The organism is Mesorhizobium erdmanii (genome assembly GCF_013170725.1).
Lineage (GTDB): Bacteria > Pseudomonadota > Alphaproteobacteria > Rhizobiales > Rhizobiaceae > Mesorhizobium > Mesorhizobium erdmanii.
In genome coordinates this window covers 2,300,660-2,326,413 of sequence record NZ_CP033361.1, presented here as the reverse complement: position 1 = coordinate 2,326,413, position 25,754 = coordinate 2,300,660, and the positions used below count along the sequence as shown (strand labels likewise).

Here is a 25,754-nt window from a genome sequence, read left to right as displayed (position 1 = left end):
CAGCAAGAACCGAGGACAGGTCGGCCGGCCGCAGAGGAATTTTCTCTAGAGGAAACATAGTTGCATGAAAGTTGACGTCACGGCAGCGACAGGGTTAGATGCCCGCGCTCCCGGTTCCAACCTGCTTGCGATAGAGATCAACCCCATCGTCCCCTCCACCGTCCAATCCAGAGGAAAGCCGTCATGGCCGAAGTGAAGTCCGACATCGAGATCGCGCGTGGCGCCAAGAAAAAGCAGATCCAGGAGATCGGCCAGAAGATCGGCATCCCGACCGAGCATCTGCTGCCCTATGGCCACGACAAGGCGAAGGTATCAGCCGAGTTCATCAAGTCGGTGAAGGGCAACAAGGACGGCAAGCTGATCCTGGTCACCGCCATCAACCCGACACCGGCCGGCGAAGGCAAGACGACCACCACCGTCGGCCTCGGCGATGGCCTGAACCGCATCGGCAAGAAGGCGATCGTCTGCATCCGCGAAGCCTCGCTCGGCCCGAATTTCGGCGTCAAGGGCGGAGCCGCCGGCGGTGGCTATGCGCAGGTCGTGCCGATGGAGGACATGAACCTCCATTTCACCGGCGACTTCCACGCCATCACCACCGCGCACAATCTGCTTTCGGCGCTGATCGACAACCACATCTACTGGGGCAATGAACTCGGCATCGACACCCGCCGTGTCGCCTGGCGCCGCGTCATGGACATGAACGACCGGGCGTTGCGCGAAATCATCTGCTCGCTCGGCGGCGTCGCCAACGGCTATCCGCGCGAAGCCGGCTTCGACATCACCGTCGCCTCGGAAGTGATGGCGATCCTGTGCCTGTCCACCGACCTGAAGGACCTGGAAAAGCGCCTCGGCGACATCATCGTCGCCTATCGCCGCGACAAGACGCCGGTCTTTGCCCGCGACCTCAAGGCCGACGGCGCCATGGCCGTGCTGTTGAAGGACGCCATGCAGCCGAACCTCGTGCAGACGCTGGAGAACAACCCGGCCTTCGTCCATGGCGGCCCGTTCGCCAACATCGCGCATGGCTGCAACTCGGTCGTCGCTACCACGACGGCACTGAAGTTGGCGGACTATGTCGTCACCGAAGCTGGCTTCGGCGCCGACCTCGGTGCCGAGAAATTCTTCGACATCAAGTGCCGCAAGGCGGGCCTCAAGCCGGCGGCCACCGTCATCGTCGCCACCGTGCGCGCCATGAAGATGAATGGTGGCGTCAAGAAGGAAGATCTCGGCAAGGAAAACGTCGAGGCGGTGAAGAAGGGCTGCGCCAATCTCGGCCGCCACATCGAGAACATCAGGCAGTTCGGCGTGCCGGCGGTGGTTGCCATCAACCACTTCTATTCCGACACCGACGCCGAGATTCAGGCGATGAAGGACTATGTCGCCTCGATGGGCGAAGAGGCGATCCTGTGCAAGCATTGGGCCAAGGGCTCGGCCGGCATCGAGGAACTCGCCAACAAGGTGGTGGCGCTGGCCGAATCCGGCGCCTCGCAATTCGCGCCGCTCTACCCCGACGCAATGCCGCTGTTCGAGAAGGTCAACACCATCGTCCAGCGCATCTACCGCGGCTCGGAAGCGATCGCCGACAAGTCGGTGCGCGACCAGCTCAAAGCCTGGGAAGACGCCGGCTACGGCAATCTGCCGGTATGCATGGCCAAGACCCAGTACTCCTTCTCGACCGACCCGAACCTGCGCGGCGCGCCGACCGGCCATACCGTCCCGGTGCGCGAGGTCAGGCTTTCGGCGGGTGCCGGCTTCGTCGTCATCATCTGCGGCGAGGTCATGACCATGCCCGGCCTGCCGAGCAAGCCGTCTTCGGAAAAGATCTTCCTCAACGAGGCCGGCCAGATCGAAGGCCTGTTCTAAAATCCTTTAACTCTCGAAATACCAAAGGGCGCCGCAACGATGCGGCGCCCTTTCTGTTTCCAAAAATGTTATGCCGCGTTGCGCGCCAGCGCCCGCTGGTTGGATGCATGGATCGTGTCGCGCTCCGGCAAGGCGCCGGTCTTGAGGCACTCGGCCCATTCGGCGGTCTTCAGCACCGCGGCGAAGCGCGACTGCAGGATAATGGTCACCACGCGGTGGATCTCCTCGGCCGAGGCATAGCCGGCGCTGTTGGCGTAGGGCACAGAACCGGTCGCATCCGACAGGAACTCGACGGCAAAGCCCATATGCACGGCGTGGATAATCGTCGACAGGTCGCAATTATGCGTCATGTAGCCGACGACCGTGAGCGTATCGACGGCGTTGGCGCGCAGCCATTCTTCAAGGTTGGTGCCGGTAAAGGCGGAAGGCAGCATCTTCTCGACATAATGGTCACGGCCACGCTTGGCGATTTCCGGATGCAGTTCTCCGCCATGGCTGCCCTTGGCGAAGATCGGTGACGTCTCCGGCGCCATCTGCTTGACGACCACGACCTTGATGCCCGCGGCCGCCGCGGCATCCATGGCGCGCGCCACATTGACGACGCTGTCGCGGAACGGCGGATGCTGGATGGCCAGGTTGCCGCCATCATAGTCGTTCTGGACATCGATCACGATCAGCGCACGGCGCGGCGTGGTGTTGGCTCTGTCAGACATGGTGTTTTCCTTTCCGGATAGAATGCAATGGGCCGAAGATAGACCGGTCGATGATCCATCAAAAGTGGCCCGATTGACATCGTTCGAAAGAATTGGGACAATTCGTTTTCTCGCCACGGGAAGCAGCCCATGACCGCTCCAATCATTGCCGTCCTCGCCTTCGACGGCATCAGCCCGTTCCACCTCTCCGTACCCTGCCTTGTCTTCGGCGCCGACCGCACCAGGCTCGGCCTGCCGCGCTTCGACTTCCGTGTCTGCGGGGTCGAACAAGGCATGATCCAGACCGATGCCGGGCTGAGCATCCTTGTCCCGCACGGGCTATCCGCGCTCGACGATGCCGACATCGTCATCATCCCGAGCTGGAGGGATCTCGACGCCCCTCTGGCCAGGCCACTCGACGAAGCGCTCGGCCGCGCGCACCGGCGCGGCGCGCTGGTCGTCGGGCTCTGCCTCGGCACCTTTGCCATCGCCGCCGCCGGCCTGCTTTCGGGCCGCAAGGCGACTACGCATTGGGCTTATACGGACCGGCTGCAGGCCCTGCACCCCGACATTTCGGTCGATCCCGGTGTGCTCTATGTCGACAATGGCGACATCGTCACCTCGGCCGGCGTCGCCGCCGGACTGGACTGCTGCCTGCATATCGTGCGCACCCGCTATGGCGCGGAAGTGGCATTGCGGCTCGCCCGGCACGTCGTGCTCTCGCCGCACCGCCAGGGAGGTCAGGCGCAGTTCATCGAGCGCCCCGTGGCAAAGAGCGCCGACGCCGACCGTTTCACCCAGGCGCTCGACGCCGTGCGCGCCGCGCTCGGCGAAACGCACAGCCTCGACAGCGTCGCCGAGGCCGCCGGCCTGACCCGGCGCACCTTTACCCGCCGCTTCCAGAAATCGATCGGCACCAGTTTCGGCGACTGGCTGACCAACCAGAGGATCGAACTGGCACAGCGCCTGCTGGAAGCGACGGAGAAATCGATGGACATCGTGGCCTTCGAGGCCGGCTTCGGCAGCGCTACCTCGCTGCGCCAGCATTTCGCCGCACGGCTCCGGACATCGCCGGCGCGGTACCGGCGCGAATTTTCCAGGCGGGCCGATCAGGACACGCGCGTGGCGCACACCTGATCGCTTGGAATGGAAACTGAGTCCCGCTTGACCGGTCGCGCCGGATTGCCGACCACTGTGGTGTTCGCGGCCACGTCTCGCGTCACCACCGCGCCGGCGCCGACGATGGCGCCATCGCCGATGCTGATGCCGCCAAGGATGACCGCGCTGCCGCCGATCCAGGCATGGGCGCCGATCTCGACGGGTCTCGCGATCTCCAGTCCCGCCTGCCGGCCTGCCATCTCCTTATGATGCTCTGCGCAATAGATCTGCACATTGGGACCAAGCAGCGTTCCCTTGCCGATGCGCACGCTTGCCGTATCGAGGATGGTGCAGCCTGCATTGAGGAAAACGCCATCGCCAACAAAGATGTTGAAGCCGTAGGCGCAATGGAACGGCGCCTCGATGCGGGCGCCCTCGCCGACGCCGCCGAGCAATGCCTTCAGGCCCGGTCCGAGATTGCCGCGCTCGCGCGGCGACAACATGTTGTGCTCGAACACCGCGTCGCGCGCCGTGACACGCAACGCCTCCAGCTCGTCATCGAGGCAAGAGTACCATTCCCCGGCCGCCATTTTCGAGCGCTCGCTTCCAGCCATGGCGGGGTCTCCAAATCGACGTCGTTGCAAAGCATAGTCGCGGACAGCACAAAAGCGCCAATCCAAGTACTGGTCAAATATCGGACCTATGGTAGCCTGCCATCTTGAGGCCGTTCTGGCCTGGTGATCGAGGGGGATCTTCCATGCTTTACATTCTCGCACTTCTGATAGGCGTGATTGCCGGCCTGCGCGCCATGACCGCGCCGGCGACCGTCGCCTGGGGCGCCTGGCTCGGCTGGCTGCCGGTTGCCGGCACCTGGGCGAGCTTCATGAGCCATTGGGCCGCCGTCGGCATCTTCACCATCCTCGCCATCGTCGAACTCGTCACCGACCAGCTGCCCTCGACACCAAGCCGTAAAGTGCCGCAGCAGTTCGGCGCCCGCATCATCATGGGCGCCTTCGCCGGTGCCGTGATCGGCGCGGCAGGCGGCGCCACCATCGTCTGCCTGATCGCAGGCGCCATCGGCGCCGTTATCGGCACGCTGGGTGGGGCCGAAGCGCGTGGCCGGCTGGCGGCCGCCTTTGGCAAGGACCCGCCCGCCGCCTTCATCGAGGACGCCGTGGCGATCATCGGCGGCCTGCTGATCGTGGCGGCGGTGGCATGACGGCAAGAACCTTCGACGCCATCATCATCGGCGCCGGCCAAGCCGGGTCGCCATTGGCCGGCCGGCTGACATCGGCCGGCATGAGCGTGGCGCTGATCGAGCGCAAGCTGGTCGGCGGCACCTGCGTCAACACCGGCTGCATGCCGACCAAGACCATGGTCGCCAGCGCCTATGCCGCGCATCTGGCGCGGCGCGCCGCCGACTATGGCGTGACGTTCTCCGGCCCCGTTGGCGTCGACTACGCCAGGATCAAGGCGCGCAAGGACAAGGTCACCAACGACGCCCGCGGCAATCTCGAGACATGGATCGCCGGCATGAAGGGCTGCACGCTTTATCGCGGCCATGCGCGCTTCGAATCCGCCAATACGGTGCGCGTCAGCGACGACCTTTTGACCGCCGAAAAGATCTTCCTCAACACCGGCGGCCGTGCCTCCGTGCCCGATTTGCCCGGCATCCATGACATCGACTACCTGACCAATTCCTCGATGATGGATCTCGACGTCCTGCCGCGCCACCTCATAGTCGTCGGCGGCAGCTACATCTCGCTCGAATTCGCGCAGATGTTCCGCCGCTTCGGCTCGGACGTCACCGTCATCGAGAAGAGCCCGCGCCTCACCGGCCGCGAGGACGAGGACGTCTCGGCCACCATCAAGTCGATCCTGGAGAACGAAGGCATCGCCGTCCATGTCGGCGCCGACGACATCGCTTTCGCCAGACATGGCAAGGACATCGCGGTGACCTTCTCGGCCGGCAAAGCGCCGGTGGTCGGTTCGCATGTGCTCTTGGCGCTCGGCCGAACGCTCAACACCGACGATCTCGGCCTCGACAGAGCCGGCGTCGAAGTCGACAAACGTGGCGCCGTTATTGTCGATGACCAGTTGCGCACCAACGTTCCCGGCATCTGGGCGATGGGCGACTGCAACGGCAAGGGCGCCTTCACCCACACCTCCTACAACGACTACGAGATCGTCGCCGCCAATCTGCTTGACAATGATCCGCGCAAGGTCAGCGACCGCATCGAGGCCTATGCGCTTTACATCGACCCGCCGCTCGGCCGCTGCGGTATGACCGAGGCGGCGGTGAAAAAGTCCGGACGCCGGGCGCTGGTCGGCCAGCGGCCGATGACCCGCGTCGGCCGCGCCGTCGAAAAGGGTGAGACGCAAGGCTTCATGAAGATCCTCGTCGATGCCGAAAGCAGGGAGATCCTTGGCTGCTCGGTGCTCGGCCCCGGCGGCGACGAGGCGGTGCATTGTGTGCTCGATCTGATGTACGCCAAGGCGCCGGTCGACACGCTCGCGCGAGCCGTGCACATCCATCCCACCGTCTCGGAACTGTTGCCCACCATCGCCCAGGAGCTGAAGCCGTTGGTCTAATGCATGTCGCCCAGAAGTGACCTCGGTTCTGGGAGAACGACATGCATAAAAACAAAGACCTAAAGCGCGCCGCATGAATCCGTTTCGACGCGACGCGCTTTAGCGGCTTGCCGGCAAGCTCCTGACTTTCTGCATTGCTCCATTGCGGCAATGGCGCTTGTGCGCCGTTGCGTGCTTCGTTCAATCTTCAGATTGAACCGATTCAGTCTGGACGCTCCATGCCCTTGCCGATCCTTGCGCTTGCCATTGCGTCCTTCTGCATCGGCACCACCGAATTCGTCATCATGGGCCTGTTGCCGGAGGTCGCCGGCGACCTTGGCGTGTCGATCCCGTCGGCCGGCCTGCTGGTCACCGGCTATGCGCTCGGCGTCGTCTTCGGCGCGCCGGTCGTCGCCATGGCCACGGCGCATCTGCCGCGCAAGCCGGTGCTGATTGGGCTGACCGCGTCGTTCGTCGTCGGCAATCTGTTCTGCGCCATCGCGCCTGACTATTGGACACTGATGGCGGCGCGCGTTTTTACCGCCTTTGGCCACGGCGCCTTCTTCGGCATCGGTTCGGTCGTCGCCGCCAGCCTGGTGCCGCGCAACAAGCGCGCCAGCGCCATGGCGCTGATGTTCGCCGGACTGACGCTGTCCAACATTCTGGGCGTTCCCGCCGGCACGGCCCTTGGCGAAGCTTTCGGCTGGCGCGCCACATTCGTCGCCGTTGTCGGCATCGGCCTGATCTCGGTCGCCGCGATCGCCTGGCTGGTGCCATCGGACGTTGCCGAGCCGAGCGGCGGCGGCCTGCGCGGCGAGCTGCGCGTGCTGGGCAAGCTCCAGGTCTGGCTGGCGATGCTGATCGCCTCGCTCGCCTCGGCCAGCCTGTTTGCCGTCTTCACCTACATAAAACCCTATCTGACCGATGTGTCCGGTTTGTCCACATCTGATGTCACCTGGGTGCTCCTGCTGTTCGGCGCCGGCATGACCATCGGCAACATCATCGGCGGCCGGCTGGCCGACTGGAAGCTGATGCCGACCGTCATTGGCACGCTGCTTTTAATGGCGGTGCTGTTTGTCGGTTTCATGCAATTCGGCGCCATCGCCGGCGTCGCCATCGGCATCGTCTTCCTGTGGGGCCTGCTCATCTTCGTCGTCGTGCCGCCGCTGCAGATCCGCGTCGTCGAGGCTGCCTCGGAAGGGCCGAACCTTGCCGCCACGCTCAACCAGGGCGCCTTCAATGTCGGCAATGCCAGCGGCGCCTGGATCGGCGGCGTCGCCCTGTCCGCCGGCGTGTCCTATGCCCATCTGCCCTTGGTCGGCGCGATGCTCGCCTTGCTGGCGGTTGCCGTCGCGGTGCTGTCGCAAACGCTTGACCGGCGGGCACCCGTTCCGCTTCAGGCGGCGGCCGAATAGACGACCATTCGCCAAGCGACGGAAATCTTGCGCCCATAGCGCGGCAGGCTGGACCAATCGACATCGGCACCCTCAAATGGGCATGTCTGGTGACCGTTGAGGGAGGATGTCATGCAGAAATCGATCGAACGCATCGCCGGTGACAGCGACGGCGTCTCTTACGAATTCCCGGTGCTGCGCTTCGCAGGTAGCGACAAGGCGGCGCCCTCGGCCTATCTGCAGGCGGCCCTCCACGCCGGCGAACTCCCGGGCGTCGTCGCCATCGACGCGCTGATGCCGGCGCTGAACAAGGCGCAGGCCGAAGGCCGCGTCAAGGGCAACATCACCATCGTGCCCTGGGCCAATCCGATCGGCCGCGCGCAATATCATTTTGGCGAGCACCAGGGCCGCTTTCACCTGGGCACCCGCACCAATTTCAACCGCGGCTTCCCGCTGCTTGCCGCCCCCGATGCCAAGCTGTTGCCCGACACGACCTTCGGCGGCGCCGACCAGCGGCTGAAGTCACGCCTGGTGCAGCTGTCGCTCGGCCACGACATCGTGCTCGACCTGCACTGCGACGACGAGGGCCTTGCCTATCTCTACATCCACACCAGCCTGTGGCCGGCCATGGCCGATTGCGCCGCCGCCATGGGCGTCGATGCCGTGGTGTTGTGGGGTGAGGACACCGACGGCACCTTCGAGGGTGCCTCGATCATGCCCTACCAGAACGTGCCGGCCGAGGTAGTGAAGTTCGATCGTCGCGTCGCCACCACCGTCGAATATCGCGGTATCCTCGATGTCGATGGCGCGCTGGCCAAAGCCGACGCCGAAGGCCTCTACCGGCTTCTGGTCGGGCGCGGCGTGATATCGGACAACGCGCTTACCGCACCTGGCCCTTTCAAGGGTGTCGTCGCCCCCCTGGAAAACATCGACATGATGCCGGCGCCCCGCGCGGGTGCCGTGCTCTACGACGTCAAGCCGGGTGACCGCGTCGTCAGGGGCGATCGCCTCGCCACCATCGTCCACGCGCCAGGCGAGACCGATGGCCGCGCGGAAGTGTTCGCGCCGCAGGACGGCATCATCCTGACCCGCCGCTCGCGCCGCATCATCCGTGTCGGCGAGGACCTGCTGAAACTGGTCGGCGACAGCAAGAGTGCCGATGCCCGGTCGGGGACGCTGGAGGATTGAGGCCTATGATTTCGTCATTCTAGGGCGAAGCAAGCGAAGCGACGCGGCGCAGACCCTAGAATCCATGCCGCGACCTCAACGCACCGCTGCGGTGCAGAATCTGCTCCGCTGCACCCGCAAGGAAGGTCACGGAATGGATTCCAGGGTCTCCGCGACGGAGCTTCGCTCCTGCTCCGCCCAGGAATGACGAAATCGGGAGGTCTGCGCGTCATCCCTTACCGGCTGCCCGTGCAGAACCACTTACCCAGAAATCGCCTGCCGCGCCTTGGCCTCCAGCCACTCCGCCATCTGCCGGTAAGGCACAGGGCCATAGCTGATGCGGGCGACGCCGAGTTCGGCCAGCCGCTGGCGCGGCGGCACATGCGCCAGCGCGATGATGTTGACCGGCAGCGCAACTGCCTTGCACAGCGCCTCGATCAGCCGCTCGTCGCCGAGTCCCGGGGCAAAGAAGCCGCTTACCCCGGCCTTTTGATAGGCATGCGCCCGTTCGATCGCCTGGTCGAGCAGCACGCCGTCATGCGCATCGGGCTTGGCCTTGAGGAAGATGTCGGTGCGGGCATTGAGGAAGGCCGGTATGCCCGACGCCTTGACGGCGGCCGCCGCCGCTTCGACCCGCCTCACCTGTGCGCCGATGTCGTGCAGGCCGGTGCCGCCAACGATCTGATCTTCGAAATTGAAGCCGATGGCGCCGGCCTGCAAGGCGCGTGTCACCGTCTTGGCGACGACCTCCGGCTCGACGCCATAGCCGCCTTCGAGGTCCATGGTCACCGGCAGGTCGACTGCCGCCACGATGCGCTTGATGTTGTCGAGTGCCAGCTCCAGCGGGATTTTCTCTCCATCGGCATAGCCGAAGGCGGCCGCGACCGGCCAGCTGCCGGTGGCGATGGCCTTGGCGCCCGCTTTCTCGACGATCTTGGCCGAGCCCGGATCCCAGGCATTGTAGAGAACGATCGGATTGCCCTTGACGTGAAGGGAATGGAACGTCCGCGCGCGCTCGGCCTGATCGGTCATTGGTGTTTTCCCGTTCTCTGGATGTTGAAGGCATAGTCTAGGCAACGCCACCGGCGGTGGCGATGTGCCAGAGACCGGGAAGCGGCAGCCACTGAAGAGACTTTTCAAACCTGTTGCGCATCCGGTCTTTCGCCGCTATGGATTTCGCCATGAACATGCGTTCGACCAAGACCATTTGGTGGTGGGCCTGCTGACAGCGGCCTGTTCGAACGCGCGTGCGTGAAAAGAGAGGGTGGCCGCAACGGAAAGTCCGGGCGGCCATTTGTTTTTTAAAAGCCAGTCCCGGGTCCGTTGCCCAACAAGCTGATGGAGACGGCAATGACGATGAAGGTTCTGGAAAACGGCGCTGAAAGCTTCGTGACCGCGGGTGGCATCACCATTACGCGTGAGCGCCACGACCGGCCCTATGCGGGCGCGATCGACGCCTATGTCGATGGCTTGAACTCGCGCCGGGGTGCGGTTTTTTCCTCGAATTACGAATATCCCGGCCGCTACACGCGCTGGGACACCGCCATCATCGATCCGCCGCTGGTGATCTCGGCGCGTGGCCGCGCCATGCGCATCGAAGCGCTGAACCGGCGCGGCGAGGCGCTGTTGCCGGTTATCGGCAAGGCCCTTGGCGGCCTGACCGACGTGACGATCGCCGAGATGTCGAAGACGCTGATCCGCCTCGACGTCGCCAAGCCGGGCCGTGTCTTCACCGAAGAGGAGCGCAGCCGCGTCCCTTCCGTCTTCACCGTGCTGCGCGCCATCACGGCCCTGTTCAAGACCGAGGAGGACGCCAATCTCGGCCTCTATGGCGCCTTCGGCTACGACCTCGCCTTCCAGTTTGATCCGGTCGACTACACGCTCGTTCGCAAGGAAAGCCAGCGCGACCTCGTCCTGTTCCTGCCCGACGAGATCCTTGTCGTCGACCATTATTCGGCCAAGGCCTGGACCGACCGCTACGACTATTCCGGCGTGGGGTTTTCGACCGAAGGCTTGGCCCGCGACGAGATCGCCGAGCCTTTCAAGACCGCCGACCGCATCCCGCCACGCGGCGACCACGAGCCGGGCGAATATGCCAATCTGGTGCGGCGCGCCATGGATTCGTTCAAGCGCGGTGACCTGTTCGAGGTCGTGCCCGGCCAGATGTTCTACGAACGCTGCGAGACCCAGCCCTCCGAGATTTCGCGCAAGCTGAAGTCGATCAACCCCTCGCCCTATTCCTTCTTCATCAATCTCGGCGAAAACGAGTATCTGATCGGCGCCTCGCCCGAAATGTTCGTGCGCGTCAATGGCCGCCGTGTCGAGACCTGCCCGATCTCCGGCACCATCAAGCGCGGCGACGACGCCATTTCCGACAGCGAGCAGATCCTGAAACTGCTGAATTCGAAGAAGGACGAATCCGAGCTGACAATGTGCTCGGACGTCGACCGCAACGACAAGTCGCGGGTCTGCGAGCCCGGTTCGGTGCGCGTCATCGGCCGCCGCCAGATCGAGATGTATTCACGCCTGATCCACACCGTCGACCACATCGAAGGGCGGCTGCGCGAAGGCATGGATGCCTTCGACGCCTTCCTGTCGCACGCCTGGGCGGTCACCGTCACCGGCGCGCCGAAACTGTGGGCAATGCGCTTCATCGAGCAGAACGAGAAGAGCCCGCGCGCCTGGTATGGCGGGGCGATCGGCATGGTCAATTTCAACGGCGACATGAACACCGGCCTGACCTTGCGCACCATCCGCATCAAGGATGGCATCGCCGAGGTGCGCGCCGGCGCCACATTGCTGTTCGACAGCATTCCCGAGGAAGAAGAAGCCGAAACCGAACTGAAGGCATCCGCCATGCTCTCCGCCATCCGCGACGCCAAGTCGGGCAATTCCGCCAGCACCGAGCGTACCACCGCGCGCGTCGGCGACGGCGTCAACATCCTGCTCGTCGACCATGAGGATAGTTTCGTCCATACGCTGGCCAACTACTTCCGCCAGACCGGCGCCAACGTCTCGACCGTGCGCACGCCAGTGCCGGAGGAAGTGTTCGAGCGGCTGAAGCCGGACCTCGTCGTGCTGTCGCCCGGGCCTGGCACGCCGAAGGATTTCGACTGCGCCGCGACGATCAAAAAGGCACGTGCCCGCGAATTGCCGATCTTCGGCGTCTGCCTTGGCCTGCAGGCTCTGGCCGAAGCCTATGGCGGCGAACTGCGCCAGCTGCATATTCCCATGCACGGCAAGCCGTCGCGCATCCGCGTTTCCAAGCCCGGCATCATCTTCTCCGGCCTGCCCAAGGAAGTAACCGTTGGCCGCTATCACTCGATCTTCGCCGATCCAGTGCGGCTGCCCGATGACTTCATCGTCACTGCCGAGACGGAGGACGGTATCATCATGGCCTTCGAGCACCGCAAGGAGCCGATCGCCGCTGTCCAGTTCCATCCGGAATCGATCATGACGCTCGGCCATAATGCCGGCATGCGCATCATCGAGAACATCGTCGCCCATTTGCCGCGCAAGGCCAAGGAAAAGGCAGCCTGACCGATATGGCAGAAGTCGAGAACACGATGGCGACCACGGCCAGGGCGGCCGCGAAGCGCAAGGTTGCCAACCTTGCCTTCTGGTCGATCATCATTGCCGCTGTCGTGCTCGGCCTGAAGCTTGCCGCCTGGTATATCACCGGCTCTGTCGCGCTCTATTCCGACGCGCTGGAATCGATCGTCAATGTCATTGCCTCGGTCGCTGCCTTCTGGGCGATCCAGGTCAGCCACAAGCCGGCCGACCAGGATCATCCGTTCGGTCACCACAAGGCCGAGTATTTCTCGGCCGTGCTCGAAGGCGTGTTGATCGTCGTCGCCGCACTGTTGATCCTCAACGAGGTCTGGCGCTCCTGGCAAGCCCCGGCGCCGCTGGAAAAGCCCTGGAACGGCCTTGCCGTCAACGGCATCGCCACGGTCATCAATGCCTTCTGGGCGTGGACGTTGATCCGCGCCGGCCGGGCCGAGAAATCGCCGGCGCTGGTCGCCGATGGCAACCACATCATGACCGATGTCGTGACCTCGATCGGCGTCTTCGGCGGCCTGGTCGGAGCAATCCTGACCGGCTGGCAGATCCTTGATCCGGCGCTCGCCGTCATCGTCGCGCTCAACATCCTGTGGCAGGGCTGGCACGTCATCGGCTCGTCGATGAACGGGCTGATGGACCGCGCCGTCGATACCCACGAACACATGCGCATCCGCGACATCATCTCGGCCAACTGCAAGGGCGCGCTGGAGGTGCATGACCTGAAAACCCGCATCGCCGGCCGCGCCACCTTCATCGAGTTTCATCTGGTCGTCGACGCCGACATGTCGGTCGGCGCCAGCCACGTCATCTGCGACCGCATCGAGGACGCGCTGAAGGCCGAAATCCCCTCGGTGCGGGTGACCATCCATGTAGAGCCCGACGATGAGGCTAAGCTGCCCAAGGGCACGACCGCCGTGCCTTTCGCGTGAGCCGGTTCGCCGTCACGACCCTAGAAAATTAGCTGAAACCTCTCGACTTCGTCATCCACGGGCGGAGCAGGAGCGAAGCTCCGTCGCGGAGACCCGAGGATCCATGCCGCGACCTAGAGCAATTCCAGGAAAAGTGTGTAACGGTTTTCCGTCCGGAATTGCGTAAAAATAAAGAGTTAGAGCGGTTCGGCGATTCCATCAAACGCTGAACCGCTCTAGGACGACGCATGCAGCCGTGCAGAATTCTGCACCGCAACAGCGCTCAGTAGTCTCGGCATGGATCCTATGGTCTGCGCCGCGTCGCTTCGCTCCTGCTACACCCTAGGATGACGAAGCGTTGGGTGCCTCAGGGCGCACAAGCCGATTGCGGCATTGGTTCGAGCCGATAAACCTTGTCGTCCGACTTCGTCTTGCCGTTGGCGGCCTTCGAGCAGAGGTCGACGATCGCCACGCTGCTGTTGGGATTGGCCAGCATCATCGTGCCGTTGGCGCCGCGCTTGAGGAAGATTTCCTTCTGCGCGATGTCGCAGGAGAAATCGCTCATCTTGGAGCTGGCAGCACAACGCCACTGGTCGGCTTCGCCCTGGCAGGAATAGGTCTGCGTGACCTTGGCTGCCTTCTGCCGCGTCGTGACCGAGACGGCGATGTCGGCGCCATCCGGCCAGTTGGCGGCGTCGCCACCCGAGGCGAAGGAAGCCAGTTCCACCGGCCCGCGGAAAACCCGGATCGACTGCGCCAGCTGATCGGGATGCGAACCCATATGCGCCGCATCGTAATCGCGGCCGTAGCAGAAGGCCTGGTCGGGCTTCAACCGCACGCGCAACGGATCACCGAGCGCCGGATCGATCGGATCGATGCGCGCGAACTCGGCCTGGCAGGTTGCGGCCGGCATCGGGTCGAGGCGGAAATTGTCATCATCCGAGCCAAGCGCCTGCCTGTTGTATTCCGCCTTGCCGAGCTCATCCTCCGCGTCTGGATCGAGGTAGATATCGGACGACAGGTCCGACAGGATCAGCCGGCCCTTGTCGTCGACCTTCAGCGACGCCAGCGTACGGTCGCAATCCATCCCGCAACGGATCGCGCCGGTCGTGCCGTCTTCGGATTCGTGATTGCACCAGCCGCCGGCCCATTGCGGCGCCTTGGCGCCGCGCACCGTGGTGGTGAGAAAGCCATTGTAGGATGTGTCGGAAGGCGTCGGCTCCTCGTTCGGCCGGCTGACCGGATCATGGCCATAATAGAAGAAGATCCGCGCCACCTTCTGCTTCGGATGCGCCTTGAGATGGGCCGCGTCATAGACCCGGCCGAAACAAGCGTCCGCCCCTTTCGGGCTGAGCTCCGTCAGCTTCAGCGCATTATCGGCCAAGGCCGAACCCGCGAGCCCGCCAAGCAGCACTGCGCCAAATCCGGCACCGGTGAGTGTCTTCCACCCCTGGAACGCCATGTGATCCTCCTCCGCATCGACAGGACGTAACGTCAATTTATGCTAGTATTGCGGCCACAGCCACGCAAATCGCGGTGAGCCGACACCAGGGAGGATGCCATGCGCCGACGCGACATGTTCCACGCGGTTGTTGCCGGGGCCGGCGCGCTGATCGGACTGAAGGCAACTCAGGCAGCGGCCACGGAGCCTGCCCGGCTGAAGGTCGCCTATCACCTGAGCGATCTCGACAAGGTCAATTTCGTGCTCGGCAACATCAAGAACCATTATGAGGGGACCGGCGGCAATGTCGACATCACGCTGGTGGTGCATGGTCCGGCCCTTGCCGCCTTCAAGTCGAAAGGCATATCGGCCGCCGTCTCCGGCCGCTTCGCCGGCCTTCTGAGCCATGGACTTGAGCCGCAGGCCTGCGCCAACACCATGCAAGGCATGGACATCACGCTTGCCGACCTGCTGGCCGGCTTTCATGCCGCCGACAAGGGTGGCGTGGTCAAGCTCGCGGAACTGCAAAGCCAGGGCTATGTCTATCTCAGGCCTTGAAGCGCCGTGGCGTTGAATGCAAGGGTGGCGATGCCCGCGACAACAGGCGGCCCCCGGAGGACGAAAATGCCAGCGACGACGACCACGCCCTCTGGGCTCAGCATACCTGATCTCGCCGGCAAGGCGGTGCTGGTCACCGGCGCCTCGACCGGCATAGGCGCGGCGTTGGCGCTGGCCTATGCCGCGCAGAAATGCCGCGTCGCGCTGCACTACAATTCGAGCCGCGACGCCGCCGAGAAATTGGCCAAGACCATTCGCGACGGCGGCGGCGAGGTGTTCCTCGTCCAGGGCGATTTTTCCCTGGCCGCCGATGTCGAACGCGTCGTCGAGGACAGCGCGCAACATTTCGGCCGCCTCGACGGGCTGGTCAACAATGCCGGCGGCATGCTCGGCCGCGTGCCCTATGCCGACCAGACCGAGGCGCATTACGACGCCGTGATGGATCTCAATGCGCGCTCTGTGCTTACTGCTTCGCGCAAGGCTATGCCCTGGCTGAAGAAGCAAGGCGGCTTTATCGTCAACACGTCGTCGATCGCGGCCCGCAACGGCGCCGCCGGCGGCGCTGGCCTGTACGGCTCCGCCAAGGCCTTCGTATCCAACGTGACGCGCGGCATGGCCAAGGAACTGATCGGCTTCGGTATCCGTGTCAACGCAGTGGCGCCCGGCGTAATCCTCACCCCGTTCCACGAACGATATTCGACCGACGAGCAGATCAAGGGCATGGTCGCCACCATCCCGCAGGGCCGGGCCGGCACGGCGCAAGACTGCGTCGGCGCCTATCTCTTCCTCTCGTCCGATCTGCTGAGCGGCTACATCACCGGCCAGGTGATCGAGGTGAATGGCGGCCAGTTGATGCCGTGAGCGGCTATCTGCATACTGACTGCATACTCCTTTCGCGCCAACCCCCAGGGGAGACAAGGAATGTACGGACTGATCGGCAAGATGCGGGCGTCGCGCGGCCAGCGCGACGCGGTCATGGACGTGCTGCGTACCAGCACCGGCGCCCTGCCCGGCTGCCTGAGCTATATCATCGCCACCGACCCCGTCGACGCCGACGCCATCTGGGTGACCGAAGTTTGGACCGACGCTGAAAGCCACAAGGCCTCGCTGCAGCTTCCCGAAGTCCAGGCGGCCATAGCCAAGGCGCGCCCCTTCATCGCCGGCTTCGAATTCCAGGTGGAAACCCATCCTGTAGGCGGCTTCGGTCTGGTTGACGGCAAGACTGGCTGACCCGGAGGCTCGATGCCCACACGGTGGCAGTCTTTGAGGAACAACCTTTGACGCGAACGGTAAACATTCGTGATGCGAAAGCCCATCTGTCGCGCCTCGTTCGACAGGTAGCCAAAGGTGAGTCGTTCATTATCACCAATGCCGGCAAGCCGTTGGCCAGAATCGTGCCTATCGATCAGCCCGAAACGCAGACGCGGCGGGTCGGTTTTATGACCGGGCTTCTCATTCCCGAAGATTTCGACCGCATGGGTAGCCACGAGATCGAGCAACGGTTCGACGCGGATATATGAAACCTGTTACTCGATATCTGAACGCGTGAACCTTCATTTTTTCGGCGGACCGCGGTTCGCATCTTCACGCTCCAGGTCTAAGACCGAAAAATGGATACGTCGGCCGAACAGCCATCTCCCGACCAGCCCGCCGCCGAGCGCATGGCGCGGATAGGCAGGCCTTGGCAATGGCTGATCCTGCTCACCATCTCGGCCCTGTTCGCTGGTGCGCTGGAGCTCGCCGCCCTGCCGGCGGCACTGCTGATCGGCCCGATGCTGGCGGCGATCGTCGCCGGCACCAATGGCGCCACGGTGCGGGTGCCGCGCCTGCTTTTCGGCTCCGCCCAGGCCATTGTCGGCTGTCTCGTCGCCGCTTCGATCTCGGCCGACATCTTTCCGGTCTTCTACCGGGAATGGCCGTTGTTGCTCGGCGTGGTGATCGCCACGGTCGCGGCCTCCAGCCTGCTTGGCTGGCTGATCAGCCGCTGGCGCATCCTGCCCGGCACCACCGCCGTCTGGGGTTCATCGCCGGGTGCGGCCACCGCCATGGTGCTGATGGCCGGTGCATTCGGCGCCGACCAGCGGCTTGTCGCCTTCATGCAGTATCTGCGCGTCATCTTCGTGTCGATGACGGCGGCCGTCGTCGCCAAGATGTGGGTCGACACATCAGGCATCGAAATCCCGCCCATCATCTGGTTTCCGCCGATCGATGCCCAGGCCTTCACCGCAACCATCGGCATCGCGCTGGTCGGTGGCCTGGTGGGAAAACTGTGCCGGCTGCCTTCGCCTTTCTTTCTCGGCACCTTCATCTTCGGCAGCGTCATCCATCTTGGCCTTGGCGTCGAGATGCAGTTGCCGCAATGGCTGCTGGCGGTCAGCTACGCCATGGTCGGCTGGTCGATCGGTCTGAACTTCACCAGGCCGATCCTGCGCCATGCGACGCGCGCTTTGCCACAGATCATCGCCTCGATCATGGCGCTGATCGCCTTTTGCGGCGGGCTCGCTTTCCTGATCAGCCATCTCCTGGGCATCGATCCGCTGACCGCCTATCTGGCGACCAGCCCCGGCGGCATGGACAGTGTCGCCATCATCGCCGCCGCGGCACAGAACGTCGACATTTCCTTCGTCATGGCGCTGCAATCGGCACGTTTCCTGATCGTGCTGCTCGTCGGCCCGAGCGTCGCGCGGCTGGTGGCCAGAAGCATCCGCGACTGACCTGCTTCGGCGTCTTATTCGTCGCCGCCGCCGTTTTCGCCTGGCGCGCCGCGGCGCCAATAGGCGGTGACCAGATGTTGGTCGCGCGGCAAGCCCCACTCCTTGCGCACGATCTTGCGTATCTCGCGGAAGTCGGCGAATTCGCATCCGGCCCAGACAAAGAGGCCGTCCGCCAGTGCCATGTGGCCGCGTTCGCGCAAAGCGGCCGGCAGCAAGCCGGCGGCGCCAGCTGCCCGGCCATGCCGGAAGAGCCAGGTAACGTCGATATTGTCCCCTCGCGGCAGTGCGATCCGGTCGCTAGGACCGTCGACCTCGATGATTGCCTCGGCCCGGGTTGACGGCGGCAGATGCTCGAGGATCCTGCAGATGGCGGGCAGCGCGGTGTCGTCGCCGATGAGAAGCAAGGTCTGCGCCTCCGGCGCATCGCCGCCACCCGGCCCGATCATGCCGATCACGTCTCCCGCCCGGGCGTTCTGCGCGAAGGCGGCGGCCGGCGTATCCTGGCCCGGATGCAGCACGAAATCGACATCGAGCCATCCGCTTGCCGCATCGATCGCCCGGATCGTGTAGACCCGGATGGTCAGCGCATCCTCGCCCGAGGGCCAGACAAGCAGGCCATCAGAGCCTATCGTCGGCCAGACCGGCCGCCGGCCGCGCGGCGGCAACAGCAGCCGCATATGCAGGCCGCCATGGCTGAAGCGGCCGAGGTCCGTGCCGGCCAGGCGCAGGCGCAGCATGTGCTGAGAAATCCGCGTCGACGACATGACGGTTATCTCGCGGAAGAAGACCGGCGTGCCGGCATCGCTGCCGTCGCCTTGCCAACGCAATCCATTGGCCGTGCCGAGATGCCGCGCGACGTGGCCGGCGACCGTCATCTTCATGTAGGACAGGCAGGTTTCATCGATCGCGGCGACACGGATCAACATGGCATCGCCGTCGATCGTCGCGCTCAACGACCCGTAATACAGGCGAAGCTCCCATCGGTCGACGGCGCCGGTTTCGATCTCGAACTCGCCATGCTCGGCGCGCAGACGCTCGATCGCCGACCTTATTGCCTCATCGCTGATGCGGGTCTGCGCGCTCAACTGATCCATGGCTCAAATCCTTCGATGGCGGTTCAGACGAAGCCGCCAGGACAGCAAGGCTCCGTCACCGTTTGGCCATGCCACAGGCGCGCCGGAGTTTCCACAAAAACTTGAATGCATTTATCATATTATAACTGGCCAGCGGTGCCAGGCTCATCCATCGACCGGCAAGTTGCCGCCATTGAAGCGCCCGAACAGGCGCGCCATCACCACGCCCACGAGAAGGACGCCCAGGCCCAGAGCGGCGACATGGCCCGTGGCGCGAAGATCGAAACTACCGACACGCATCACCAGGAGGTAGCCGATCGCCGGAAGGCCCAGAGCACGCTCACCGTGGACGAGACTGCCCTGGCCATGCGGTTTGGCGAAGGGGTTTGAAAGGGCCTTCCCGTCACTCCGTCGACGAAATGCGGCACGCCATTGGTCAGCACGGCGCCACCGGCCAGATCAGACAAATGGTCGATCCATTGCATCGTCAGGCCGGAGCGGAGCGTACTTTTCGTACGTGAGCACCGGAAGCGCAGGTATCAGCCATTTGCAGGCCGGCCTCACCTGAATATTAGCATACCTTAGTCCAGCCTGTGCATCAGGTCATCATCCAGCCAGCGGCCGAAGAAATAGACCAGCTGCTTGTGCCACCATGGCCAGTCATGGCTGACGTCACCGCCCCAATAGTCGACCCAGGCCGGAATGGACTTGTCGCGCAGGATCTGTTCCAGCTGGCGCGTCTCGACCAGCATGCGCTCTTCCCAGGCGCCCTGCCCGCAGCAGAAAATCAGCCTGAGCGCCTTCAGCCGAGCCAGCAATTTCGGGTCGACGATGCCGGGCAGATAGTCGAGCGGCGAGTTGTAGAAGATGTCGCCGTCCAGCGTCTTGCCGAAGAAATCGCGCGCCGAATAGACCCCCGACAACGCGATGACGCCGCTGGCGAGTTCGGGAAAGCGGAACACGAAGTTCGAAGAATGGTAGCCTCCCATCGAACAGCCCGAGAAGAGCGGCTTCAGCTTGCGTCCGCCATTGGCCGCCGATGCGGTGGACAAGATCTCCGGCAGCGCCTCCTCGCGCACATAGCGGAAATAGGCCTCGTGGCGGCCGATGCGATGCGCTGGGTCGGCACGCTTGTCGAAGAAGGATTCCGAATCGATGCCGTCGACCGTGAACAGCTGGATGCGGCCGGTGTCGATGAACTCGCCAAGCGCGCCCACCCCGCCGGAATCCTCGAACTGGTAGAACCGTCCCTGCGAGGTCGGGAACACCACCACCGGACGGCCGGCATGGCCGTAGCGCTTGTATTCCATGTCGCGGCCGAGATTGCGGGCGAAGGCCTTGTGATAGGAGATGTCCATGGCCTCAAGCCTTTTCCGCGTGGATATAGGCGACCGCCTCGCGCAGCTCAGCCTGGTCCTTCGAGCGCATCTGGTAGGCGTAGTTTCCCATGGCGCGGCTGAAAACCTCTTCTATCGCCTGATGGTGGACGATCTTGTCCTTGTGCGCGGCTAGCACGTCCTCATGGCTGTGCAAATAGTCGAGGTGCCGCTTGCGGCTGGCATAGGCGGTGAAATACTTGCCCTCATGGGGTCCGCCGGCGGCATCCTTGACCACCATGTCGGCCCATGCGGCGTAGACATCGATGTCGAACGTGTAGTTGATGGCGTCGGTCATCCAGGCGCCCGGTGGCCGCATGTTGACCTCGAGCGCGATGATGCGGTCGTCCCTGGTCTCGAACAGTTCGATATGGAAGAAGCGCTCGCGCACGTCGAACGCCTTCAGGATCTTGCGGCCGGCCTCCTCGACCACGGGCCTGATATGGGGAAAGCAGGTGTAGCTCATGTGGCGGTCCTTGTTGACCACCTCCATGACGCTCTGGTCGTAGCGGTGGCTGGCCGCCAGCACCACCTCGCCGTCGCGGTTGACCAGCCCGTCATAGGTCACCACCAGCCCCTCGATGAACTGCTCCATGACGAAGGTCACATCCTCGGGCTTGTCCCTGAAGAACTGGTCGAGCTCTCTGGCGTTGGATATCTTGAAGGTATTGGAAGCCCCGGACCCGCTGTCGGGTTTCACCACCACGGGGTAGCCGACGCGGCGGATGAACGTCATGGCCCCCGCCCTGTCGGAGCATTTGCGCTGTGCGATGGTTTCGACGCCGCTCTTGCGGAAGAAGGCGCGCATGCGGCTCTTGCGCTTCAGGTTCTTCACGAAGTCGAGCTTGGTGCCGTAGATGTTGAAATCGGTGCGGATGTTGGCTTCCAGCTCCAGCCAGTGCTCGTTGAGCGATTCGAAGCGGTCGATGCGGCCCCATTTGTGGATGAAGTGCCCCATCGCCCGGAACACCGGATCGTAGTCCTCCATGTCGGCGACCCGGTAGTACTCCGAAAGTGCTGCCTTCAGCCTGCCGTCCAGCGCCTCATAGGGCGCATCGCCAATCCCGAGTACGGTGGCGCCGGCCCTCTTCAGCCGGTCACAGAAATCGGCGCCGTTGACGGGAAAATGCGGCGAGAAGAACACGAAATTCATGGACAACCCCCTCCCGGCGACGGCGCAGCGCAGCCCCGCCATCGTCCAAGTCTGGCGCATTTGCGGCGCATGGGGAAGAGCATCCGCACCAGGGATAATGCGCGACAGGCACAGCCCCTGCTTGCCTCGCACAAGCCGCTCCTGTATGAGAGCCCGCATGAGCACGCGCGCCACCACCGCTTCCCGTCAGACCGGCTTTGCCGGCGAGACCGTTCGCGCGCTTGCCTCAACCCTGCTTCTTCTCGGCCTTATCGGCGATCGCCGGGTTCGCTGAAGGAGCGCCCGGCGGTCGAACCGCCGCGCAAGCGCATGCTCCTTGGCAATTCCATCAAGCGAACGAAAATCTTATAAGGCGCCGCTCGCCCTAAATCCGTCCGAAGACCGATCAGCGAGCCGCCGGGAGAACAAGACGATGAACGCACGAGAAGACATCCGATCTGGCGAACCCGAGGGCGTAAAACGCGCGGCCGGCCACATGCCGGAAGCCGCCCGCAAATACCAACCCTACCCAACCGTCGGCCTCACCGACCGCACTTGGCCCAACAAGGTCATCGACAAGGCGCCGATCTGGTGTTCGGTCGACCTGCGCGACGGCAACCAGGCGCTGATCGACCCAATGGGCCATGAGCGCAAGGCGCGCATGTTCGGCCTGCTGCTCGATATGGGCTTCAAGGAAATCGAGATCGGCTTCCCCTCGGCCTCGCAGACCGATTTCGACTTTGCCCGTTGGTGCATCGAGGAAGGCAACGTGCCTGCCGACGTCTCGCTGCAGGTGCTGGTGCAGTGCCGGCCGGAACTGATCACCCGCACCTTCGAGGCCCTGAAGGGCGCCACCAATCCGATCGTGCATTTCTACAATTCGACCAGCGAATTGCAGCGCCGCGTCGTCTTCGAAAAGGATGTCGGCGGCATCAAGCGCATCGCCACCGACGCCGCCAAGATGATCACCGACATGGCGGCCAAGGCCGGCGGCGGCTACCGCTTCGAATATTCGCCGGAGAGCTTTACCGGCACCGAGCTCGAAGTCGCGCTAGAGATCTGCAACGCCGTCACCGAGATCGTCAAGCCGACACCGGACAACAAGCTGATCATCAATTTGCCGTCGACGGTCGAGATGTCGACGCCCAACATCTATGCCGACCGCATCGAATGGATGTGCCGCAATCTCGACGCCAGGGAGAACCTGATCATTTCGCTGCATCCGCACAATGACCGCGGCACCGGCATCGCCACCACCGAACTCGGCCTGATGGCGGGCGCCGACCGCGTCGAAGGCACGCTGTTCGGTAATGGCGAGCGCACCGGCAATGTCGACATCGTCACGCTGGCGCTCAACATGTACACGCAAGGCGTCGATCCGGGCATCGACTGCTCCGACATCAACCGGATGAAGGACGTCTACGAGTACTCGAACCAGCTGAAGATTCCCGAGCGCCACCCCTATGTCGGCGAACTCGTCTACACCGCCTTTTCCGGCTCGCATCAGGACGCCATCAACAAAGGCATGAAGGCGCTGAAGAAGGCCAACACCAGCCTGTGGGAAGTGCCCTATCTGCCGATCGACCCGGCCGATGTCGGCCGCAGCTACGAGGCCATCATCCGCATCAACTCGCAGTCGGGCAAGGGCGGCATCGCCTATGTGCTGCAGGCCGACTACGGTCTCAATCTGCCGCGCAATCTGCAGATCGAGTTCAGCCAGGCGATCCAGGCGATCACCGATGCCGAAGGCAAGGAAGTGCCGGCCAGGCGCATTTATGAGCGCTTCCTCGAAGCCTATGTCGACCAGCCCGGCGCGCGGCTGAAATTCCTCGACCATCACACCTATCCCGATACCGTGGTCAAGGGCCGGCGTGTGATCGAGGCGATCATCCTCGACAACGGCAAGGAAGTGACCATTACCGGCACCGGCACCGGCCCGATCGACGGCTTTGTCGATGCGCTCTCACGCCATGTCGGCGTCGAGATGTCCGTGCTCGACTATTCCGAACACTCGATGCAGCGCGGCTCGAATGCCTCGGCTATTTCCTATGTCGAAATGGAGTACCCCGGCGGCAAGCTGTTCGGCGCCGGCATCAACACCAACATCGTCGCCGCCTCGCTTGAAGCGGTGACTTCGGCCGCCAACCGCATCATCGGCGGCAAGGCGCGGTAGCGTTTACAAAGGATTGGCGCGAGAAATCGGACAACTCGCGCCAGTCATTTTTTGAAGCCCGAACAAGGCTTTGGCCTCGAGTGGCCAACTCGTTCTGTCGCCGGCATTGGGGCGGCTATTAACCACCGGAAAATTATCCGGTTAGGTACGCGATCACATAATGGCTGTACACTTGCGTGGCGTTGCTGGCATTATATGATCGCGTCCTAACCTGTGCCGACTTCGAGAGGATCGACACTTGCAGCATGCCACGCCTGCCGCCCCCGCAGTGCGCGAAACATTGGAGCGACTGCTTGCCAGCGAAACGTTCGGACGATCCGAGCGCGCGCGCAAGCTGATCCGTTATCTCGTCGAACGCGAACAGGCCGGCGAAGGCGACAGGCTCAAGGGCTTTTCCATCGCCATGGACGTCTTTGGCAAGGACGGCGATTTCGATCCGTCGACCGATGCCGTGGTGCGGGTGCAGGCAGGCAGGCTGCGCGAGTTGCTGCAGCAATATTTCGCCAATGAAGGCATCGCCGAGCCTGTCCGCATCGCCATTCCACGCGGCGGCTACGTGCCGGCCTACGAGCTCAACGCGATCCGCTTGCCGGAAGCCGCAAAACCTGCCGGAGAGACCGAAGCGGCTACGGGTCCGTCCGAGCACTCCGGCGTGGCCGACGATGCCGTTCCAGCCGCATTGCTGGTGCCGTCGGCAGCACCCGCACCTTCGGTGGCCCGCCATCTCCGGTTCTTCTGGATGGCGATCGCCGTGGTCATCGCCATGCTCGGCGTGCTGATCCTGCGTCAGGGCAGCGGCGCGCTGCTGGCCGGCGGCGAGATACCGGCCACGTTCGAGAGCGCCGGCCTCACCAGCACCATTGCCCCCTCGGCGATGTCCGAGGCGCTGCCGCTCGTTTACATCGACAACAAGGCTGACGGCACTGCTGCCAGCCGTGTCGGCGCGTCGCTGCGTGCCGGCCTGAGCGGCTTCGATACGATCGACTTCATCGGCCGAGACGCAAGGCAAGATTCCGCCGACGAGGCCACCAGCTTCATCTTCGACATCCTGCCTGGCCCGAACGCCGGCGACATCACGATCGAACTGCAAAGCGCGGCATCGGGGCGGGTGCTTCTTTCCCGCAATCTCGCGCCGGCCGACAGCGCTCCTGGCGCGGTCGAGGACCGGATTGCCGACCTGCTGAGTTCGGCGCTCCCCGCCTCGGGCACGATCTACAATTACATCGAGCAGACGGGCACACCGGACGGCCTGACCGAATGCCTGCTGCTCAACGACAAATATTATCTCGACCAGAATGCCAAAACCCATGAGGCCGCTTATCGCTGCCTCGAAACCTTGGCCAATTCCGGGGCAAAGTCCTCGCTCGTCTATTCGGAACTTGCGTCTCTACAGGTTGAGGCAGTTTCCGATCACTATGCCTACCCGCCCAATGCAACGATCGAAAAGGCGGTCGAATTTGCCCATCGCGGCGTGCAGATGGGACCGACCAGCCCTTATGCGCATCGCGCCTACGGCTACGTCAGTGCGCGGCTCGGCAATACCGACGAAGCGATCCGCTGGATGCGCAAGGCTTCCGAACTCAACCCCTATGATCTCGGCATGGCCGCGGCCTACGGCTATGGGCTTATCTTCGCCGGCCGATACGCCGAGGGAACGCCGATCCTCGCCCATGCGGCCCAGACGTTCAGCGGTCATTCGACATGGTGGGATTACGGGCTGTTCGTCGGCCAGTTCATGCTCGGCGACATGAACAAGGCTGTCGCGGCCAGCATGGCACTGCGCACGACCGCGACGAAGTCGCATTATCTGGCGGCGCGACTGATCGGCGCCAAGGCCGCTGGCCAGGACGATTTGGTGAGGATGCTGCTGGACGAATTAAACACAAAGTTTCCGAAATTCGCGGCCGATCCTCGCGCGACCTTTGTCGAGCGGAAATATCCAGCCGATCTGACCGAGCGGCTGGTCGGCGCCTTGCGCTCCGCAGGCCTCGGCAGCGCCAGCTGATCTGCGACAGGCCGGGACTGTTTGG

General features: G+C 63.7%; 24 protein-coding genes. 15 read left to right on the top strand and 9 right to left on the bottom strand.

Annotated features, from left to right (window positions below):
• Nucleotides 1-183: 183 nt before the first annotated feature.
• A complete protein-coding gene (locus tag EB233_RS11215; protein ID WP_064989711.1) occupies nt 184-1,863 on the top strand; it encodes a formate--tetrahydrofolate ligase in 1,680 nt (559 codons plus the stop codon).
• A 68-nt stretch (nt 1,864-1,931) separates the two neighbouring features.
• Here EB233_RS11215 and EB233_RS11210 read toward each other — a convergent pair whose 3' ends face one another.
• Nucleotides 1,932-2,576: a cysteine hydrolase family protein gene (locus EB233_RS11210; RefSeq protein ID WP_064989712.1), complete on the bottom strand. Its 645-nt coding sequence runs from the start codon at nt 2,574-2,576 to the stop codon at nt 1,932-1,934.
• Between the two features lie 129 nt (nt 2,577-2,705).
• Between EB233_RS11210 and EB233_RS11205 the strand changes: the two genes are divergently transcribed.
• On the top strand, nt 2,706-3,692 hold the full coding sequence (locus EB233_RS11205; RefSeq protein ID WP_064989713.1) for a helix-turn-helix domain-containing protein: 987 nt from the start codon (nt 2,706-2,708) through the stop codon (nt 3,690-3,692).
• Here the strand turns inward: EB233_RS11205 and EB233_RS11200 are convergent.
• On the bottom strand, nt 3,665-4,267 hold the full coding sequence (locus EB233_RS11200; RefSeq protein ID WP_064989714.1) for a sugar O-acetyltransferase: 603 nt from the start codon (nt 4,265-4,267) through the stop codon (nt 3,665-3,667). The two genes, EB233_RS11205 and EB233_RS11200, sit on opposite strands and share 28 nt — an antisense overlap.
• Before the next feature lie 143 nt (nt 4,268-4,410).
• On the opposite strand from EB233_RS11200, the gene EB233_RS11195 reads away from it, so the two are divergent.
• The 4 genes from EB233_RS11195 to EB233_RS11180 all read left to right on the top strand — a co-directional run bounded on the left by EB233_RS11195 (nt 4,411) and on the right by EB233_RS11180 (nt 8,806).
• The gene (locus EB233_RS11195) at nt 4,411-4,872 is read left to right on the top strand and encodes a DUF4126 domain-containing protein (protein ID WP_064989715.1); all 462 of its coding nucleotides are present in this window, start codon (nt 4,411-4,413) and stop codon (nt 4,870-4,872) included.
• Nucleotides 4,869-6,245 (top strand): FAD-containing oxidoreductase, encoded by a 1,377-nt coding sequence (locus EB233_RS11190; protein ID WP_064989716.1) that lies wholly within the window; start codon nt 4,869-4,871, stop codon nt 6,243-6,245. The genes EB233_RS11195 and EB233_RS11190 overlap by 4 nt, the downstream gene beginning before the upstream one ends.
• Nucleotides 6,246-6,463: 218 nt before the next feature.
• Entirely contained in the window at nt 6,464-7,639 is a 1,176-nt protein-coding gene (locus tag EB233_RS11185) for an MFS transporter (RefSeq protein WP_064989717.1), read from the top strand.
• A gap of 111 nt (nt 7,640-7,750) precedes the next feature.
• Nucleotides 7,751-8,806, top strand: a complete 1,056-nt coding sequence (locus EB233_RS11180) for a M14 family metallopeptidase (protein WP_064989718.1) — start codon at nt 7,751-7,753, stop codon at nt 8,804-8,806.
• A gap of 240 nt (nt 8,807-9,046) precedes the next feature.
• On the opposite strand, the gene EB233_RS11175 is transcribed toward EB233_RS11180, so the two are convergent.
• Nucleotides 9,047-9,817 (bottom strand): isocitrate lyase/PEP mutase family protein, encoded by a 771-nt coding sequence (locus EB233_RS11175; protein WP_064989719.1) that lies wholly within the window; start codon nt 9,815-9,817, stop codon nt 9,047-9,049.
• 37 nt (nt 9,818-9,854) lie between these two features.
• Nucleotides 9,855-9,992, bottom strand: coding sequence for a hypothetical protein (locus EB233_RS11170; protein WP_155765358.1), 138 nt, complete (start codon nt 9,990-9,992; stop codon nt 9,855-9,857).
• A gap of 143 nt (nt 9,993-10,135) precedes the next feature.
• Here EB233_RS11170 and EB233_RS11165 point away from each other — a divergent pair, with 143 nt between their 5' ends.
• Nucleotides 10,136-12,325 carry an anthranilate synthase gene (locus EB233_RS11165; RefSeq protein ID WP_064989749.1) on the top strand — a complete coding sequence of 730 codons (2,190 nt, stop codon included), beginning with the start codon at nt 10,136-10,138 and terminating at the stop codon, nt 12,323-12,325.
• A 5-nt stretch (nt 12,326-12,330) separates the two neighbouring features.
• Nucleotides 12,331-13,278 carry a cation diffusion facilitator family transporter gene (locus EB233_RS11160; RefSeq protein ID WP_064989720.1) on the top strand — a complete coding sequence of 316 codons (948 nt, stop codon included), beginning with the start codon at nt 12,331-12,333 and terminating at the stop codon, nt 13,276-13,278.
• A gap of 346 nt (nt 13,279-13,624) precedes the next feature.
• Here the strand turns inward: EB233_RS11160 and EB233_RS11155 are convergent, their stop codons facing one another.
• A complete protein-coding gene (locus tag EB233_RS11155; RefSeq protein WP_064989721.1) occupies nt 13,625-14,719 on the bottom strand; it encodes a hypothetical protein in 1,095 nt (364 codons plus the stop codon).
• Nucleotides 14,720-14,818: 99 nt separating this feature from the next.
• On the opposite strand from EB233_RS11155, the gene EB233_RS11150 reads away from it, so the two are divergent.
• The 5 genes from EB233_RS11150 to EB233_RS11130 all read left to right on the top strand — a co-directional run bounded on the left by EB233_RS11150 (nt 14,819) and on the right by EB233_RS11130 (nt 17,970).
• The gene (locus tag EB233_RS11150) at nt 14,819-15,256 is read left to right on the top strand and encodes a DsrE family protein (protein ID WP_064989722.1); all 438 of its coding nucleotides are present in this window, start codon (nt 14,819-14,821) and stop codon (nt 15,254-15,256) included.
• Nucleotides 15,257-15,322: 66 nt separating this feature from the next.
• Nucleotides 15,323-16,117, top strand: coding sequence for an SDR family NAD(P)-dependent oxidoreductase (locus tag EB233_RS11145; RefSeq protein ID WP_064989723.1), 795 nt, complete (start codon nt 15,323-15,325; stop codon nt 16,115-16,117).
• A 60-nt stretch (nt 16,118-16,177) separates the two neighbouring features.
• On the top strand, nt 16,178-16,486 hold the full coding sequence (locus EB233_RS11140; RefSeq protein ID WP_064989724.1) for a putative quinol monooxygenase: 309 nt from the start codon (nt 16,178-16,180) through the stop codon (nt 16,484-16,486).
• Between the two features lie 47 nt (nt 16,487-16,533).
• On the top strand, nt 16,534-16,776 hold the full coding sequence (locus EB233_RS11135) for a type II toxin-antitoxin system Phd/YefM family antitoxin (protein WP_064989725.1): 243 nt from the start codon (nt 16,534-16,536) through the stop codon (nt 16,774-16,776).
• Between the two features lie 90 nt (nt 16,777-16,866).
• A complete protein-coding gene (locus EB233_RS11130) occupies nt 16,867-17,970 on the top strand; it encodes an AbrB family transcriptional regulator (protein ID WP_064989726.1) in 1,104 nt (367 codons plus the stop codon).
• Nucleotides 17,971-17,984: 14 nt separating this feature from the next.
• On the opposite strand, the gene EB233_RS11125 is transcribed toward EB233_RS11130, so the two are convergent.
• From EB233_RS11125 to EB233_RS11110, 4 genes are all read right to left on the bottom strand, one after another.
• On the bottom strand, nt 17,985-19,064 hold the full coding sequence (locus EB233_RS11125; RefSeq protein ID WP_064989727.1) for a siderophore-interacting protein: 1,080 nt from the start codon (nt 19,062-19,064) through the stop codon (nt 17,985-17,987).
• Nucleotides 19,065-19,208: 144 nt separating this feature from the next.
• Nucleotides 19,209-19,343 (bottom strand): hypothetical protein, encoded by a 135-nt coding sequence (locus EB233_RS32130; protein WP_281366200.1) that lies wholly within the window; start codon nt 19,341-19,343, stop codon nt 19,209-19,211.
• Between the two features lie 281 nt (nt 19,344-19,624).
• Nucleotides 19,625-20,401, bottom strand: a complete 777-nt coding sequence (locus EB233_RS11115; RefSeq protein ID WP_064989729.1) for an esterase family protein — start codon at nt 20,399-20,401, stop codon at nt 19,625-19,627.
• A 4-nt stretch (nt 20,402-20,405) separates the two neighbouring features.
• The gene (locus EB233_RS11110) at nt 20,406-21,572 is read right to left on the bottom strand and encodes an ATP-grasp domain-containing protein (protein WP_064989730.1); all 1,167 of its coding nucleotides are present in this window, start codon (nt 21,570-21,572) and stop codon (nt 20,406-20,408) included.
• A 475-nt stretch (nt 21,573-22,047) separates the two neighbouring features.
• On the opposite strand from EB233_RS11110, the gene leuA reads away from it, so the two are divergent.
• Complete coding sequence (leuA, locus tag EB233_RS11105) at nt 22,048-23,724, top strand: 2-isopropylmalate synthase (protein WP_171892289.1); 1,677 nt, start codon at nt 22,048-22,050, stop codon at nt 23,722-23,724.
• 238 nt (nt 23,725-23,962) lie between these two features.
• Nucleotides 23,963-25,729 (top strand): tetratricopeptide repeat protein, encoded by a 1,767-nt coding sequence (locus EB233_RS11100; protein WP_064989732.1) that lies wholly within the window; start codon nt 23,963-23,965, stop codon nt 25,727-25,729.
• Nucleotides 25,730-25,754: the final 25 nt, after the last annotated feature.